At 36.9% G+C, this 14,788-nt stretch carries 20 protein-coding genes; 11 read left to right on the forward strand and 9 right to left on the reverse strand.

What is annotated here, in order from left to right; all coding sequences use genetic code 11:
- Positions 1-2 precede the first annotated feature (2 nt).
- The 4 genes from O0931_RS19370 to O0931_RS19385 all read right to left on the reverse strand — a co-directional run bounded on the left by O0931_RS19370 (position 3) and on the right by O0931_RS19385 (position 2,548).
- Positions 3-554, reverse strand: coding sequence for an RNA polymerase sigma factor (locus tag O0931_RS19370; RefSeq protein ID WP_269417145.1), 552 nt, complete (start codon positions 552-554; stop codon positions 3-5).
- Between the two features lie 176 nt (positions 555-730).
- Entirely contained in the window at positions 731-1,624 is an 894-nt protein-coding gene (lipA, locus tag O0931_RS19375; RefSeq protein WP_269417146.1) for a lipoyl synthase, read from the reverse strand.
- Positions 1,625-1,766: 142 nt separating this feature from the next.
- Positions 1,767-2,120: a nuclear transport factor 2 family protein gene (locus tag O0931_RS19380; RefSeq protein WP_269417147.1), complete on the reverse strand. Its 354-nt coding sequence runs from the start codon at positions 2,118-2,120 to the stop codon at positions 1,767-1,769.
- Positions 2,117-2,548, reverse strand: coding sequence for a GNAT family N-acetyltransferase (locus tag O0931_RS19385; protein ID WP_269417148.1), 432 nt, complete (start codon positions 2,546-2,548; stop codon positions 2,117-2,119). Before O0931_RS19385 ends, O0931_RS19380 begins: the two co-directional genes overlap by 4 nt.
- Before the next feature lie 222 nt (positions 2,549-2,770).
- Here O0931_RS19385 and O0931_RS19390 point away from each other — a divergent pair, with 222 nt between their 5' ends.
- On the forward strand, positions 2,771-4,279 hold the full coding sequence (locus O0931_RS19390) for a malate:quinone oxidoreductase (protein WP_269417149.1): 1,509 nt from the start codon (positions 2,771-2,773) through the stop codon (positions 4,277-4,279).
- 177 nt (positions 4,280-4,456) lie between these two features.
- Here O0931_RS19390 and ytxJ read toward each other — a convergent pair whose 3' ends face one another.
- The 5 genes from ytxJ to O0931_RS19415 form a co-directional block, all read right to left on the reverse strand.
- The gene (gene ytxJ, locus O0931_RS19395; RefSeq protein WP_269417150.1) at positions 4,457-4,789 is read right to left on the reverse strand and encodes a bacillithiol system redox-active protein YtxJ; all 333 of its coding nucleotides are present in this window, start codon (positions 4,787-4,789) and stop codon (positions 4,457-4,459) included.
- 78 nt (positions 4,790-4,867) lie between these two features.
- Positions 4,868-4,990, reverse strand: coding sequence for a hypothetical protein (locus tag O0931_RS19400; protein ID WP_262708864.1), 123 nt, complete (start codon positions 4,988-4,990; stop codon positions 4,868-4,870).
- Between the two features lie 50 nt (positions 4,991-5,040).
- Positions 5,041-5,532 (reverse strand): 6,7-dimethyl-8-ribityllumazine synthase, encoded by a 492-nt coding sequence (ribH, locus tag O0931_RS19405; RefSeq protein WP_269417151.1) that lies wholly within the window; start codon positions 5,530-5,532, stop codon positions 5,041-5,043.
- Between the two features lie 64 nt (positions 5,533-5,596).
- Positions 5,597-6,271 carry a LytR/AlgR family response regulator transcription factor gene (locus O0931_RS19410; protein ID WP_269417152.1) on the reverse strand — a complete coding sequence of 225 codons (675 nt, stop codon included), beginning with the start codon at positions 6,269-6,271 and terminating at the stop codon, positions 5,597-5,599.
- A gap of 218 nt (positions 6,272-6,489) precedes the next feature.
- Positions 6,490-7,995: a sensor histidine kinase gene (locus tag O0931_RS19415; RefSeq protein WP_269417153.1), complete on the reverse strand. Its 1,506-nt coding sequence runs from the start codon at positions 7,993-7,995 to the stop codon at positions 6,490-6,492.
- Positions 7,996-8,207: 212 nt separating this feature from the next.
- Here O0931_RS19415 and O0931_RS19420 point away from each other — a divergent pair, with 212 nt between their 5' ends.
- The 10 genes from O0931_RS19420 (at position 8,208) to rpsL (ending at position 14,785) form a co-directional block, all read left to right on the forward strand.
- The gene (locus tag O0931_RS19420) at positions 8,208-8,555 is read left to right on the forward strand and encodes a Spx/MgsR family RNA polymerase-binding regulatory protein (protein WP_269417154.1); all 348 of its coding nucleotides are present in this window, start codon (positions 8,208-8,210) and stop codon (positions 8,553-8,555) included.
- Positions 8,556-8,623: 68 nt separating this feature from the next.
- A complete protein-coding gene (locus O0931_RS19425; RefSeq protein ID WP_269417155.1) occupies positions 8,624-9,367 on the forward strand; it encodes a hypothetical protein in 744 nt (247 codons plus the stop codon).
- A 112-nt stretch (positions 9,368-9,479) separates the two neighbouring features.
- The gene (locus tag O0931_RS19430; RefSeq protein WP_269417156.1) at positions 9,480-11,477 is read left to right on the forward strand and encodes a M1 family metallopeptidase; all 1,998 of its coding nucleotides are present in this window, start codon (positions 9,480-9,482) and stop codon (positions 11,475-11,477) included.
- 81 nt (positions 11,478-11,558) lie between these two features.
- Complete coding sequence (locus tag O0931_RS19435) at positions 11,559-12,167, forward strand: class I SAM-dependent DNA methyltransferase (protein ID WP_269417157.1); 609 nt, start codon at positions 11,559-11,561, stop codon at positions 12,165-12,167.
- A 26-nt stretch (positions 12,168-12,193) separates the two neighbouring features.
- Entirely contained in the window at positions 12,194-12,415 is a 222-nt protein-coding gene (locus O0931_RS19440; protein WP_269417158.1) for a VF530 family protein, read from the forward strand.
- Between the two features lie 64 nt (positions 12,416-12,479).
- A complete protein-coding gene (locus O0931_RS19445) occupies positions 12,480-12,872 on the forward strand; it encodes a hypothetical protein (RefSeq protein ID WP_269417159.1) in 393 nt (130 codons plus the stop codon).
- Positions 12,873-12,969: 97 nt separating this feature from the next.
- Positions 12,970-13,422 carry a hypothetical protein gene (locus tag O0931_RS19450; protein ID WP_269417160.1) on the forward strand — a complete coding sequence of 151 codons (453 nt, stop codon included), beginning with the start codon at positions 12,970-12,972 and terminating at the stop codon, positions 13,420-13,422.
- A gap of 9 nt (positions 13,423-13,431) precedes the next feature.
- Positions 13,432-13,593, forward strand: a complete 162-nt coding sequence (locus tag O0931_RS19455; RefSeq protein ID WP_269417161.1) for a type II toxin-antitoxin system HigB family toxin — start codon at positions 13,432-13,434, stop codon at positions 13,591-13,593.
- Entirely contained in the window at positions 13,577-13,936 is a 360-nt protein-coding gene (locus tag O0931_RS19460; protein ID WP_269417162.1) for a helix-turn-helix domain-containing protein, read from the forward strand. Before O0931_RS19455 ends, O0931_RS19460 begins: the two co-directional genes overlap by 17 nt.
- A 435-nt stretch (positions 13,937-14,371) precedes the next feature.
- Entirely contained in the window at positions 14,372-14,785 is a 414-nt protein-coding gene (rpsL, locus tag O0931_RS19465; RefSeq protein ID WP_008244597.1) for a 30S ribosomal protein S12, read from the forward strand.
- Positions 14,786-14,788: the final 3 nt, after the last annotated feature.

Raw genomic sequence — 14,788 nt, forward strand, 5'->3', positions numbered from 1 at the left:
GCTCAATTAAAACTTCTTCTCAATTCTATAATAGCCAATCGTATTCGGGTTTTAACCGTTCCCAATGGCAAATCTAACTTCTCTGCGGCTTCTACATGTGTATAACCTTTGTAATAAACTAAATTGAGAACAGACTGCAAATCAGGTTTCAGATTCTCAACAAGTTGCTTTACGCCCATAACATCAGGGTTAAAAGTTACCTTATTTTGTTCATCAACAAAACTTACGTTATTTTCTATATCTTGGTTTTTGAGTGAATTCTTAAAATCTTTAGATCGAAGCTTATCGATAGAAAGATTGCGGGCAATATTCATCATCCATGTAAATAACCTGCCCTTCGTATTATCATAGTGCGTTGCGGATTGCCAGATTTTAACAAAGGTTTCTTGTAAAACATCTTCGGCGAGTTCAGTATGCGTAATAATTCTGGATATAACGCCATACAGAGCTGACGAATACATGCTGTATAATGTCTTCAGTACTGCAGGATCTTTCGATTGCAATGCCAAAACAAGTTCAGGCTCGGTTAGGGTTAATTTTTTTAATGCAGTCACTATTGGTTACTAAGATACAATCTTCAACACATAAAGCAAAAAAATGTTTTAGAAACCTATTCCATTCAGGAATGCGATTTTTAAAATATTTTGAATTTTTTTGGTTAACTATTCGCTGTTCATTACCCGTTATTGATTAGGATGAGTCAATGACTATTGAAGCAACAAACTCATCGTTACGCAATTCCTTCTATCGGGAAAAGATGCTTTTCCGCGTGGTAAGAGGAACGAACCAGCGGTCCGCTTTCTACATATTTTAGCCCTTTTGCCAGGCCAACTTCTTTATACATGGCAAAGGTATCAGGATGGATCCAATCTACAACAGGATGATGGTTACGGGTAGGCTGTAGATACTGACCTAAAGTTAAAATATGAACACCATTTGAAACCAAATCATCCATGGCTTCAAAAATATCGTCTTCAGTTTCGCCTAAGCCCAGCATGATACCGGTTTTCGTCCTCAATCCAAATTCAGAAATTCTTTTCAAAGCTTCTAAACTTCTATCGTATTTAGCCTGAATGCGCACTTGTCTGGTTAAACGCTTAACGGTTTCCATATTGTGTGAAACCACTTCCGGACGTTCTTCCAAAACCCGGTATAAATTATCCCACTGGCCTTTAAAATCCGGGATTAATGTTTCTAAAGTTGTAACCGGGCTTTCCTTACGAATGGCTTGTAGGGTTTCTGCCCAAATTATTGAGCCGCCATCTTTTAAATCATCGCGATCTACCGAGGTAATTACGCAATGTTTAACGCCCATTAATTTTACTGAATTTGCAACGCGGTTGGGCTCATCAACATCTACAGCTAAAGGGCGGCCTGTCGCAACCGCACAGAAAGAGCAACTGCGGGTACAAATGTTTCCTAAAATCATGAAAGTTGCCGTGCCTGCACCCCAGCATTCGCCCATATTCGGGCAATTACCGCTTTCACAAATGGTGTGTAGCTTATGAGTATCTACCAAGCTGCGAACTTGTGCATATTCTTTTCCAACGGGCAATTTCACGCGCAACCAATCCGGTTTACGTTTAATTTCAGTTACAGCAGGTACTACCGGTAAATCAATCATGATACAAAGTTAAGGATTAGGATTGAAATCTTGTAACGATGAAATGTTTGGATGTTGTAATAATATAGTTCATTGGCTCACCAGTTCAGTTGTTCATTGGTTTATTTGGGTTCAATTATAAATTAAATCTAAGGCATTAGATTTACAACGGAATTTCATAAAGTTTATGGAATGACAGTTTATCCCAATACCCTCTTTGTAAAATAATTTTGCCCTCTTTCACCTGGAAAAAGCCACAGCCGCTAAAGCCTTTTGGATCTTGCCATTCCATAATTGCCCAATCGCCATCCTCGAAAATGTTTATTGGTTTACAAACCATTTCAGCATTTGCAAATTCTGCTTCAAACATTTTTTTGATTACATTTCTTCCTTCAACGGGCGCATTTGCGACCTGGTGGTTAATTGCGTTTTCGGCATATAAATTTATCAAAACTTCAATGTCAGCACGATTAAATGCCTCAACCCATAATTTTAATATTTCTTTAGCACTCATCATTCAATATCAAGTTCAAAAATTTTTTGTTCCTTAATTAATTTGAAGCCCGATTTTTCATAGAACAGATGGCTTTCCCTTCTTATCGTATTGCACCTTACTTTCACTTTTTGTACCTGGTAAATTTTAGCCCAGGATAAAACCGCATTTATAAGCATACGCCCGATATTCTTTTTCCTGTTATTGAGGTCTACAATCAAACCACCTATTTCTACAAATGCTTCAGACTCAATCCGAACGGCATAAAAGCCATGAATCCATCCAACAATTTCATCATTAACTAATGCGACAAACGCACAATTACTTTCTATCTTTTTCAGGTTGTGAATTCTGGCCAGCGTTTCCTCTGCAGTAGTTTGATACCCTAACTGAACGGATAATCCGGAAACTTTTTCAGCATCTGCTGCAAGAATTTTTCTGATTTCGATCATGTTTTAAATATAGAAATAATTATTAAATCGCTAATTCATTGCGGTTATTTAGTAAAACGCTACTTATTAAGAGGTGATTTTTAAGATTTGGTTTAAACTTTGCTGTTATTGGGGGAATTGTATTTTCATTTCTAATTTTTTAGCAATTTTTTATGGATTAGTTGCTCAAAAATTCGTGACATATTTAAAATGATTCTAAATTTGTAACTCCTTTAATATAAGATGACAAAAAAGAAAAAGACAGTTGGTAAAACTGACGCAGATGTAATTTTAATAGGGGCAGGCATAATGAGTGCAACCCTTGGTGTTTTGTTAAAAGAATTAGAACCCAATTTAAGTATAGAAATTTACGAGCGACTTGATATTGCTGCAGCAGAAAGTTCCGATGCCTGGAACAATGCCGGTACCGGTCACTCTGCTTTTTGTGAATTAAATTACACGCCTGAAAAAAAGGACGGCACAGTAGAAACAAAAAAAGCCGTTCAAATTGCCGAACATTTTGAAGTTTCAAAGCAGTTTTGGGCTTATCTTATAGAAAAAGGCCTGATATCAAATCCGGAAAATTTCATTCGTAAAATTCCGCACATGAGTTTTGTATGGGGTAAAAAGAATGTCGATTATCTTAAAAAGCGTTACGATGAATTGCAGAAATGTGATTTGTTTAGCGATATGCAATATACAGAAGATGCTGATGTTGTGAAAGATTGGGCACCTTTAATTATGGACGGCCGTAAAAAGAATGAGAAAATTGCGGCAACCCGTATGGATTTAGGTACTGACGTAAATTTTGGTTCTTTAACCCGAGATATGTTCAATTACCTTAAAGAACAGTCAAATGTTAGCCTTTATTTCAACCACGAAATTCGGGATTTGAAGAAAAATAAAGATGGCAACTGGATTATTAAAGTAAAAGATTTAGAGAGCGGCGATAAACGTAAACGCGTTGCAAAGTTTGTTTTCATAGGTGCCGGTGGCGGTTCATTGCCATTGTTAGAAAAATCGGATATTCCTGAAGGAAAAGGTTTTGGTGGTTTCCCGGTTAGCGGACAGTGGTTAAAATGCACCAATGAAGAAATTATTGCTAAACACCATGCAAAGGTTTATGGGAAAGCCGCTGTTGGTGCCCCGCCAATGTCGGTCCCGCATTTAGATACCAGGATGATTAATGGAAAACAGGCCTTGTTATTCGGGCCTTATGCCGGCTTTTCGACGAAATTTTTAAAGAATGGTTCTTTTCTTGACTTACCGAAATCAATTAAATTTAACAATATTCGTCCGATGCTGTCGGCAGGTTTACACAATCTCGATTTAACAAAATATTTAATTGAACAGGTTAGGCAATCGCCCGAAGACAGGCTGGAAGCTTTGAAAGAATACCTGCCTACTGCCGAATTAAAAGACTGGGAATTGGAATATGCCGGTCAGCGTGTTCAGGTTATTAAGAAAGATGAAAAGAAAGGTGGGATTTTAGAATTCGGCACGGAAGTAGTAAGTGCAGGCGATGGTTCTATAGCTGCTTTATTGGGTGCTTCTCCAGGTGCTTCAACTGCCGTTTCCATTATGCTTGATTTATTGGATCGTTGTTTTACAGCAGATTTGGCAACGCCGGAATGGCAATCGAAAATTAAAGAAATGATTCCCACCTATGGTAAGGCATTGGCAGATGATGCCGAGCTTTGTAAAGCAACCAGAAGCAGGACGTCAAAAATATTAAAAATAGAAACGATTTAAATTTGATGACCACAGATTAACAGATTTTGCATTTAATCTGTTAATCTGTGGCTAAAATATATTACGTTGAAAATAGCAACGATTTAAAATTGATGACTACAGATCAACAGATTTTGGTTTTTAATCTGTTAATCTGTGGCTAAAGTATTTTAATTAACGTTGATTTTGGCTTTTGAATTAAGCCGCAATAACTTCGGCAACTTCTTCTGCCGAGATGTCGCTATGTGAAGATTCTAAAACACAATCGCCATCTTTAATTAATAAAATCTGAGGTGATTGATGCGCCACCTGAAAAACTTCAGCAATTTTATTTGAAATGTCGCGGAATGCAATCAAATCCAGAAAGTAAAGTTTAGTATCTTCGGGAATTACATCCCAATCCATTTCGAAATTTTTTCTGGCCATCATACTGATGGAGCAACGCGTGCTGTGCTTGAAAATAAGGCTGAAACCACTTGCGTTTTTTATTTCATCAAGCTGTTCCATTGAAGTTAAGTTAACCCAGGTCATGATTTTATAAGGTATTTATAGGTAAACAATTACAAAAACACAAAGTTCTGTAAATGTTCCAAAAATGAAAAAAGTAAATTAGTTTCTTCTGCGTTTTCCTTCAGGATAAGAACTATATGCAGGACAAAGTTTAGAAGAGCAGGATTCTAAAATAGTAATGGTGCAAAACACCGCCAATAATAAGATGGCAACTTTTCTCATCAGATATGATTTTAATTTTCTAAGTTACAAATAATTATTAAAAGACAATGTTAAATATTTGCAGAAAAATCTGCCATTTTAATTGCCGTAATTGCTGCCTCATCACCTTTATTGCCATGTTTGCCACCTGCACGGTCTTGTGCTTGTTCCAAATTATTTGTTGTTAAAACACCAAAAATAACCGGTTTGCTGTATTTAATACCCACATTTGTTAATCCCTGTGCAACTGCATCGCAAATAAAATCGAAGTGTTTTGTATCGCCCTGAATTACACAGCCGAGGCAGATTACGCCATCCAAATCAGCTTTTTTGCTTAATAAAATTTCGGCACCCCCGGTTAATTCAAAACTGCCCGGAACGGATAATGAAATTATATGCTCTGCTGCAACGCCATTTTCCAGTAATGTTTTTAGAGCACCGTTGTATAAGGCACCTGTAATTTCAGCATTCCATTCGGCCACAATAATTCCGAATTTATAATTTGCACCATTTGGAACTGTTGTATGAGAAAAATCTGATAGATTTTTTAATTGACTTGACATGCAGCAAAGATAACGCTAAGCATGGAATGTTAAAAGAGGCTAATGTTTAAATGTTGTAAGTTTATCAAATCAATTGAATACCACCATAAGTTGTACCAATTGGAATTATCTTCGTGCCAATCCAGATCTGGTTGCGGTCGAATTTGGATATTTTACTTTTTGCAACGATAAAAGCCCTGTGGCAACGAATAAAATCTGTTTTTGGAAGCAGCTCTGCCAAATCATTTATGGTAATCCTGGAGCTTAACAGTTTATTTTCAAGCTGTATCTGTGTATAATTTCCTGATGCTTCAACATACAAGATTTCATTTAATTCCACCTTGATTTGTTCATAACCATCCTTCACAAAAATGTATTCAGATTTGGTTTCCGTACGTTGATTTCTAAGATTAAATAGTTCCTGTGCCTTATTGCAGGCCTTCAAAAAACGAGAAAGTGAAAAAGGTTTTAACAAATAATCAACAGCATCTAGTTCAAAACTTTGTACCGCATGTTCGGTATATGCGGTTGTGAATATCACCATTGGCGGACTGGTCAGACTTTTCAAAAAATCTATTCCGCTGATATCAGGCATTTTGATGTCGAGAAAAATTAAATCAATTTTATTGGCCTGCAAATAGCTTATTGCTTCAAATGCATTTGTATACACTGCTGTTAGTTCAACAAAGGGTACCTTTGATGCGTGAGATCTGATGATTTCAAGTGCTATGGGTTCGTCGTCTATTGCAATAGCGGTCATTTTTGGTTTGTCTTTGTGTTTTTCTATTCTGTCATGCTGGAGAAGGGAGTATCTAGTAGCTCAAAGATGATCGTCATTTCGACCGTAGCGGAGGAATCTTTTAAACTGAGTTCAAAGATTTCTCCATTGCGCTGCGCTCCAGTCGAAATGACGAATTACCCAAATTTATCATTTTAAATTATTTACCTGTTTATTTGATTTCTGAAAGATACTTATTGCTAATCTAACTGTAAAGTTAAGTGAATAAAGAACTCTTTTGCGCTTTCACGAATAATCAATTCATGCTTTCCGTAATAAAGCAGTGTTAAACGTTGCTTAACATTTTCCAGCCCTATACCGCTTTTCAGTTTTTCAGGATCGTTATCAGCCTTTAAATGGATGCTGTTGTGAACATCGAAATATAGTGTTTTTTCTTTTGTTTGAAGCGTAATCTTAATGTGCGAGGGTTGTTGCAAGCTAATACCATGTTTAAAAGCATTTTCAACAAAAGGAATAAGCAACATTGGCGTAATTTGCAGGTTGTTTAGTTGTTCATCAATTTGTGTTTCAATTTTTATATCCGCAGAGCGGGATGTTCTTAGTTTTTGCAAATCGATATAATTATTCAGGTATTCTACTTCTCGGGTTAAAGAAATCTTATCCTGCATGTTTTCATGTAACATAAAGCGCATCATATCGCCAAGTTTCTGGATGCCTTCGCCGGTACGTTCGGCATTTTCCTGCAAAGCTGTTCCGAATAAGGTATTTAATGCGTTAAATAAAAAGTGCGGGTTAATCTGCGATTGAAGAAAACTCAGGTTCGCATCAGATTTACCTAATTCAGTTTTTAACGTTCTGATTTCTGTACGATTGGCCAGCCTTCTTTTATAAATGTACCAGGATAAAGGTGCACTGATAATTAATTGCGTTGGCATGTGGAACAAAAATACAATGAAGAACATTTCTATACGCCAGATAAACAATGTGGAAATTAATCCCAGCGGAACAGCTAATAAAACCGAGATGAAAAATACCTGCCAGAAATAAACTTTAAATGGTTTTTCTTTGGCAAAATTTTGAGGTAAAAGTGTGTAAACGGAATAGATAACGATACCAATTGCCGAGAAAATTACAAGCGTCCAGCACACACTAAGCTCTATCCCTGAATTACTCGATATCCAAAGTAAAAGACCAACAAACCAAAACCCCAGACCGAAGCCAATATCTACTTTCATTTGGGTTTCTTCATCTGTATTTTTGCCTTTATTTTCTGAAAGATAACTTACAAAAGCTTTGATAAGCGCATAAGCAGAAATGATGACAATAGACCACATACTGTAAACATATCCCTTAAAGAAAATGCGATTGTAGGCATGTTGCAAATCGTCATAATCAAATAATGTATAGGCCTCAGTATAGGTTTTGCAGATGCTGAAAATAAGTCCGCCGATGATGAACAGGCCAGCTAGCAGAAAACTATTTGCAACCACATTTTGCTTCTTCAGAAATGCCGGCATAATGCAAAAATTTATCGCTAGGAAACTCAGATATATAATGGAGAAACGAAAAAGTTCTGGTACTAAATAATTGGAGAAGTAAGAATAACTTACCTTTTCATTTAAAAAGTAGTAGTAATTCTCATTTCTTACCCTTCCGTCGGCACCCGAAATAAGTAAAATAACAACTAAAATATAAAGTGCTGTAGAAATCCAGAACTCAACTTTGCGTAAATCTTTAAAATCCATTTTATCTCTTTTGATGCTGCAATTTTAGTTATGTGGCACCAATATATTTTTAAAATGTGACGGAAAGGGTAAAAAATGTGACAAATATGCATGGATGAAGGTTGAAAGTTAAACGTTGCGGGTTTGTATGCTTTGAATTTGTATCGCAAAAACTTAGGTTTGCACGTTGACCTATAACCTTCAACACGCAACTCACAATAAATATTATTCAAATGACAGTATACGGAATACCAAATTGCAATACGGTAAAGAAATCCCTGGATTGGTTAAAAGCCCATAAAGTTGATTTCGAATTTCATGATTTCAAGAAGAAAGGAATCACTGCTGAAAAATTAAGCGATTGGTGTAAAGTTTTCGGCTGGGAAACCATCCTAAACAGAAAAGGCTTAACCTGGAAGAAACTTTCGAAAGACGAGCAGAATGTTATTAATAATCAAGAACGCGCGATTGCGTATCTGATTGAAAATACCAGTGCTATTAAAAGACCTGTTATAGAAAAAGATGGTCATGCCATTTTAATTTCTTTTGATGAAAAGCATTACGCTGAAACACTTGGCTAATACCTTTGTTTTAATGTTAAAGTTTGTTAAACTAAAACTTTAACATTAAAACTAATTTATTTTCGCATATGTATAAGCTGATCTTTTTTTTGCTTTTTGCCGTTCCTTTCGGAGCATTAGCTCAATCGAGCGTTACAACCGGTACCATTTACGATTTTTCAAAAAAATCGGCCTCACTTCCGGGTGTGACCATCAGAAATTTAAATAATAAGAAAGTCACATCGGCAAGTGCCTCTGGTAAATTTACGATTGCCGCAAATACAGGCGATTTATTAGAATTTTCTTTGGTTGGTTACGTTACCGATACGCTTTATTTAACCAGCCTACTGCCTAAAACCATTTATATGGTGGAAAGAAACAATAATTTAAGTGATGTAGATATCACGGGTGTGAAAATTAATAAAGAAATTCTAAATCCAGATCCTCAAGCAGAAAAATATGCCTTATTAGGTACAGGTGGTAACTTAAACCGGAAAAAAATGACCGATAAAGTTGGTGGTTTAAGTCTGAACCTCGGTTATGGTAAATATAAGCGTCAGCAAAGGAAAGAAGCTGAACTGGAAGAACGCGACCAGTATTTAATGGAAATAGATCAGAATTTCAATGAAAAAATTATAGGTAATCTTTTAAAACTCGAAGGACAGGATTTGAAAAATTTTATCATAATGTATCGTCCTTCGGTTCAAAAAGTCCAATCGGAGCGACCTTTCAAATATCCTTATTATATCGTTCAGGCTTACCACGCCTGGCTGAAACTTTCTCCGGCTGAACGAAAAATGCAGGAATTACCCGATTTGAAGAAAATAAATTAAAAGAGGAAGTTTACTTTCTTTTTAACACATAAGCCTTTGTAAGGTAACATTATAAGCACAAAGAATTCTCTTAGTGCTTATTTTTTATATTTGCCGCCAAATAATACATATCATGACTATCAGACTAAACCAATTACTTATTATGTGTTTAGTTTGCTTGGCTGTTGCATCTTCTGCATCTGCTCAGCAAGCGACCACAACTTCAACTGCTCCGACAACCAATTATAGTCCCGCAGAAGCATTCGGACCATTATTTTACACACAGAATGGTAATGAATTTCGTTCAGCAAACGGTGCGCCCGGCGCAAAATACTGGCAAAACAGAGTTGACTACAACATTACAGCAAGTCTCGATGAAACCAAAAACATGGTCAGTGGAACGGTTACCATTACCTATAAAAATAACAGTCCTGATAAATTACCTTATTTATGGTTACAGTTAGATCAGAATACGTTCAAAGAAGGTTCCCGTGGGCAGAAGGTAACGCCGGCTCGCAGTCGGTACGGCGCACAAGGCGAAAAATTTGACGGCGGTTATAAAATCAATAACGTTAGTGTTTCCCAAAAGACAGCTGCCGTAAAGTTTACATCTATAATTGAAGACACACGAATGCAGATTCGTTTGGCACAACCACTGGCGGCTAATGGTGACGTGGTTACCATTAAAATGGATTATTCTTATGTCTTGCCGAAAGAAGGATCAGACAGGACAGGACATTTGACGACGCAAAACGGTGAAATTTTTGCAATTGCACAATGGTTTCCACGCATGTGCGTATATGATGATGTTTTAGGATGGAACACTTTACCTTACTGGGGCGGCGGTGAATTTTATTGTGAATATGGTGATATAACCTATGCAATTACAGCACCTGCAACGCATATTGTTATGGGTTCGGGTGAATTGTTAAATCCCCAGGAGGTTTTTACTGCCGAACAGTTTAAAAGATGGAACGCTGCAAAAGCCAGCGATGCCACAGTTCATATCCGTTCGGCTGAAGAAGTTACTGACCCAAAATCCCGCCCGGCGAAAGATAAATTAACCTGGAAATTTAAAATTATGAACGCCAGGGATGCTGCATGGGCCTCATCAAAATCTTTTGTTTTAGATGCGGCTCGTATTAATTTCCCGAGCGGAAGAAAAGGACTTGCTGTTTCTGCACAACCTATCGAAAGTAATGGTGTCGACGCTTATGGTCGTGGTGTTGAATATGTAAAAACTACCATCGAACATTATTCCACAAAATGGTTCGAGTATCCTTATCCTATGGCTGTTAACGTGGCTACAAACATTGGCGGTATGGAATACCCGGGTATCGTTTTTTGTGGTTGGAAAGCAAAGAAAGGGTCGGCCTGGGGTGTAATCGATCACGAATTCGGCCACTCCTGGTTTCCAATGATTGTTGGTTCGAACGAACGCAAATATGGCTGGATGGATGAAGGTTTTAATACGTTTATCAACGGGATTTCGGCTAATAGTTTCAATAATGGCGAGTACAAACCCCGCCCTGCAGACATGAACCGTATTGGTAAAGCTGTAATCGGCAATCCTGCGATGGAAAATATCATGTTAATGCCCGATGGTATGGCAGAAAGAAACATTGGTATTAACCTGTACAGCAAACCGGGATGGGGTTTAGATATTTTGAGAGAACAGATTTTAGGTGAAGACAGATTTGATTATGCTTTCCGTCAGTATATTAAAAACTGGGCATTCAAACATCCAACACCTTTCGATTTCTTCCGATCGATGGAAAACGGTGCCGGTGAAGATTTAGCCTGGTTCTGGAGAAGCTGGTGGTTAAACAACTGGAAAATGGACCAGGCAATCGGCGATGTTCAGGCAGTAAAAACTGATGGAACCATTACTGGTTATACCATCAGAGTAAATAACCTGGAAAAAATGCCGATGCCGATTATTCTTCAGGTGAAAACCAAAAGCGGTAAAACGGATATCATTAAACTACCTGTTGATGTGTGGATGAAAAACACGAGCTGGCTGGTTCGCTATCCAACAACTGAAGAAGTTATCGCTGTTGCTTTAGATCCGAATAAAGTATTACCGGATTCAAACCCGGATAATAATACCTGGAATGCACCTGCAAACTAGCATTTAAAGAGATAATTTATAGCCATTCTGATTTTTCAGAATGGCTTTTGTTTTTTGGCAGCAAATTACTAGGTTGCGATTATGGAAGGGAATCGACAAAGCGTTTTTGAGGTCTACAATAAAATTGGGGACTGGTTTGCCGAAAACAGGCCCCAAAATCTAATAGAGAAAAGTTATCTTGATAAACTTATCTCGCTCATTCCGTCAAATGGAAGCATTTTAGATGTCGGCTGCGGAACGGGTGTCCCGATTTTGAACTACTTTCAGAATAAAGGCTTTAAAGTTACCGGCGTTGATGCGAGTGAGAAAATGCTTAGTCTGGCACAGAGAAATTTCCCTTCAACAGCATTTATTTTAGCCGACATGCGGAAGCTGCCGCTCCTTAAAAAACATGATGCAATAATTGCATGGCATAGTTTCTTCCATTTACCAGCCACCGACCAACCAGATATGTTTACGGTTTTCCAAAATCACCTAAACCCAGAGGGGATCTTGCTTTTTACATCAGGTACTACAAGTGGTGAAGTATGGGGCATGAATGGCGGCGAAAATTTATTCCACGCATCATTAAATACTGATGAATATAAGCAGCTTTTGGAAGAACATCATTTTAAAATATTGGTACATGTAGTTGATGATGCTGAATGTGGAAACGCAACAGTCTGGATGGCTCAATATAATCCGTTGTAGTTTTAATATTTGATTTAACTTTGCATATGGCTGAACAGCAAAAAAACAATCCGCTTCATGGCATTACCCTTGAAAAAATCGTAACCGAGCTTCAGTTGCACTATGGTTGGGAAAAATTAGGTTCGCTAATCAAAATAGATTGTTTTAATAACAATCAAAGCATAAAGTCGAGTTTAAAATTTCTGCGTAGAATGGATTGGGCGCGAAAAAAAGTAGAAGAATTATATGTAGATACATTTTGTAAATAGTTGCAGTTACTTGCAACCATTGGTCTCATCTTTTCATCTACCATTTACAATTATTTAAAATATTATGAAAAACATTATTACCTTACTTATCACACTCGTTGCTTTCTCAAGTTGCTCTTCAATTACTTCTCTTTCGGTATTAAATGGAGGAAAACTGGATGTTCCAAAAAAGGACAGTTACAATGTTATTTACAAAGCCAATTTTTCTGAAGGATTGACCGCTAATATTTCGTATACGGATGCACAAGGCAAATCAGTAGATTTAAGAGGCGTTACAGGTGCTTGGGAAAAAAGGGTAATGGCTAATTCTGGCACAAAAGTTAAAATTAATACCATTGCTTCATCTTCTTATAAAGCAAAAGCGAGTTTTGATGTTTCGGTTGATGGCAAATCAGTTTCATCATATGAGTTTAATGGTAAAAGAGTAAATTATGGATATACTGTAGAATTACCGTAGTTCATTAATTCTCGATTTATCTGCAGTGTTTTATTAATCTGAAATGCTTTAATAAGTTAAATTTTATCTTTATGTTTAATTCCATCAACTAAAAACTATGAATAAACTGATATTTGCTATCTTAGTCTTATTACTTAATTTTTCTTCGTGTGATAAAGATAATCTTAACAATGTGAACAGCATTGGCTACGGAACTTCCTTTGGTATGTGTGCAGGTTACTGTGTCCAAAATCTTTTAATCAGTAATTTAAAGCTTACCTTTTCCAAAAGTAAAAATGGCCAAACGCCTGATACTAAAACTTGTACTAAAACAATTTCTCAGGAAGAGGTAAATGCAATAAGAGATTTGTTAAATAACGATAAAATCGCGGCATTACCCGAGGTTATTGGCTGCCCGGATTGTGCGGATGGCGGCGCAGAATGGGTTTCTGTAAATGCCGGCGGTAAACAATATAAAATTACTTTCGATTATGGCAAAGCACCAAAAGAATTGGAAGCTGCTGTGGCTAAATTAAGGGTATTGAAGGATGGTTTTAAGGATTGTAATTAGTGTATAAAATTGGATTGTTACCGATTTGTTTTTAATATAAAGGGCAACCATTACCGATTAATAGTTGATGTTGAATTTAAGTTAAAGATTATTTTTGTTGTGTGGGTTGGTACACATGCTGAATATGATAAAATCAAAGTTGAGGAAATTAATTATGTTAAAAATCATTAAGACAGAACAAGAATATGAATTGGCTTTAGAAAAGGCATATATGCTAATACAAAAAGATATTGTTGTTGGCTCTGAAGAATCCGATGAATTAGAACTTATTACACTTTTAATAGAACACTACGAAGAAAGTCATTATCCCATTTTACCACCCTCGCCAATTGAAGCCATTAAATTTAGATTAGAGCAGTTAGGTAAAACACCAACAGAATTATCAAAAATTTTCGGCGCAAGAAGTCGTCAATCTGAAATCCTTAATGGGAAACGTAAGTTAAGTTTGAGTATGATTCGTAAATTACATGAAGTGTTGAATATACCTGCTGAAAGCTTGATTGGAGCTTATTAGTTTAATTATTTATCCAATCTATTGGTTGGTGTCTTGCCAATCGAAATGGAGGTTCAGCCGATAAAATTTCGATTTCCTCTGCTGTCTAAACCCGATATACGCGTAAAGCCAACAATTTTTCATTGTTGCTTGAAGCATTAGCGGGGCAGAACCTAACCTAAGAATTACTACAATTGCTTTCCAGAAATAATAATAATTCTACTATTAAGATGCTGAAACAAGTTTAGCATGACGATTGTATTATTCGATCTGCAAAAGAATTTGCAACCCCTTAATCATCAACTATAAACTGATAATTGTGAACTGAAAACTTTTTGTGCTAACCCCTTGATTTTTAAAAAGAATTGTTCTACTTTTGCAGTCCGTTTTATGGGCTATCTGAAAGGATGCCGGGGGAGCGGTAATTTTTTTAATAAAAAAACATAAAAAAGCACAATGCCAACCATTCAACAATTAGTTAGAAAAGGTAGAGTAGCACTGGAGTTCAAGAGTAAGTCTCCAGCGTTGGACAGCTGTCCACAGCGAAGAGGTGTATGTACACGTGTGTACACCACTACCCCTAAAAAACCAAACTCAGCAATGCGTAAAGTAGCCCGTGTTCGTTTAACGAACGGTAAAGAGGTGAATGCATACATTCCTGGAGAAGGTCACAACTTACAGGAGCACTCAATCGTATTGATCCGTGGTGGTCGTGTTAAAGATTTACCAGGTGTACGTTACCACATCATCCGTGGTGCATTAGATACATCAGGTGTAGCTGGTCGTAACCAACGTCGTTCTAAATATGGTACTAAACGTCCTAAACCAGGACAAGTAGCTGCGGCGCCAACAAAAGGTAAAAAGAAATAATCG

Origin of the sequence: Pedobacter rhodius, assembly GCF_027213645.1 — a bacterium.
Classification (GTDB): Bacteria; Bacteroidota; Bacteroidia; order Sphingobacteriales; family Sphingobacteriaceae; genus Pedobacter; species Pedobacter rhodius.

Bases quoted from the DNA above. Each gene is read 5' to 3' on its own strand.
- lipA (WP_269417146.1), bottom strand. From the start codon at position 1,624: ATGATTGATTTACCGGTAGTACCTGCTGTAACTGAAATTAAACGTAAA.
- O0931_RS19380 (WP_269417147.1), bottom strand. From the start codon at position 2,120: ATGATGAGTGCTAAAGAAATATTAAAATTATGGGTTGAGGCATTTAAT.
- O0931_RS19385 (WP_269417148.1), bottom strand. From the start codon at position 2,548: ATGATCGAAATCAGAAAAATTCTTGCAGCAGATGCTGAAAAAGTTTCC.
- O0931_RS19390 (WP_269417149.1), top strand. From the start codon at position 2,771: ATGACAAAAAAGAAAAAGACAGTTGGTAAAACTGACGCAGATGTAATT.
- ytxJ (WP_269417150.1), bottom strand. From the start codon at position 4,789: ATGACCTGGGTTAACTTAACTTCAATGGAACAGCTTGATGAAATAAAA.
- O0931_RS19400 (WP_262708864.1), bottom strand. From the start codon at position 4,990: ATGAGAAAAGTTGCCATCTTATTATTGGCGGTGTTTTGCACCATTACT.
- ribH (WP_269417151.1), bottom strand. From the start codon at position 5,532: ATGTCAAGTCAATTAAAAAATCTATCAGATTTTTCTCATACAACAGTT.
- O0931_RS19410 (WP_269417152.1), bottom strand. From the start codon at position 6,271: ATGACCGCTATTGCAATAGACGACGAACCCATAGCACTTGAAATCATC.
- O0931_RS19415 (WP_269417153.1), bottom strand. From the start codon at position 7,995: ATGGATTTTAAAGATTTACGCAAAGTTGAGTTCTGGATTTCTACAGCA.
- O0931_RS19420 (WP_269417154.1), top strand. From the start codon at position 8,208: ATGACAGTATACGGAATACCAAATTGCAATACGGTAAAGAAATCCCTG.
- O0931_RS19425 (WP_269417155.1), top strand. From the start codon at position 8,624: ATGTATAAGCTGATCTTTTTTTTGCTTTTTGCCGTTCCTTTCGGAGCA.
- O0931_RS19430 (WP_269417156.1), top strand. From the start codon at position 9,480: ATGACTATCAGACTAAACCAATTACTTATTATGTGTTTAGTTTGCTTG.
- O0931_RS19435 (WP_269417157.1), top strand. From the start codon at position 11,559: ATGGAAGGGAATCGACAAAGCGTTTTTGAGGTCTACAATAAAATTGGG.
- O0931_RS19440 (WP_269417158.1), top strand. From the start codon at position 12,194: ATGGCTGAACAGCAAAAAAACAATCCGCTTCATGGCATTACCCTTGAA.
- O0931_RS19445 (WP_269417159.1), top strand. From the start codon at position 12,480: ATGAAAAACATTATTACCTTACTTATCACACTCGTTGCTTTCTCAAGT.
- O0931_RS19450 (WP_269417160.1), top strand. From the start codon at position 12,970: ATGAATAAACTGATATTTGCTATCTTAGTCTTATTACTTAATTTTTCT.
- O0931_RS19460 (WP_269417162.1), top strand. From the start codon at position 13,577: ATGTTAAAAATCATTAAGACAGAACAAGAATATGAATTGGCTTTAGAA.
- rpsL (WP_008244597.1), top strand. From the start codon at position 14,372: ATGCCAACCATTCAACAATTAGTTAGAAAAGGTAGAGTAGCACTGGAG.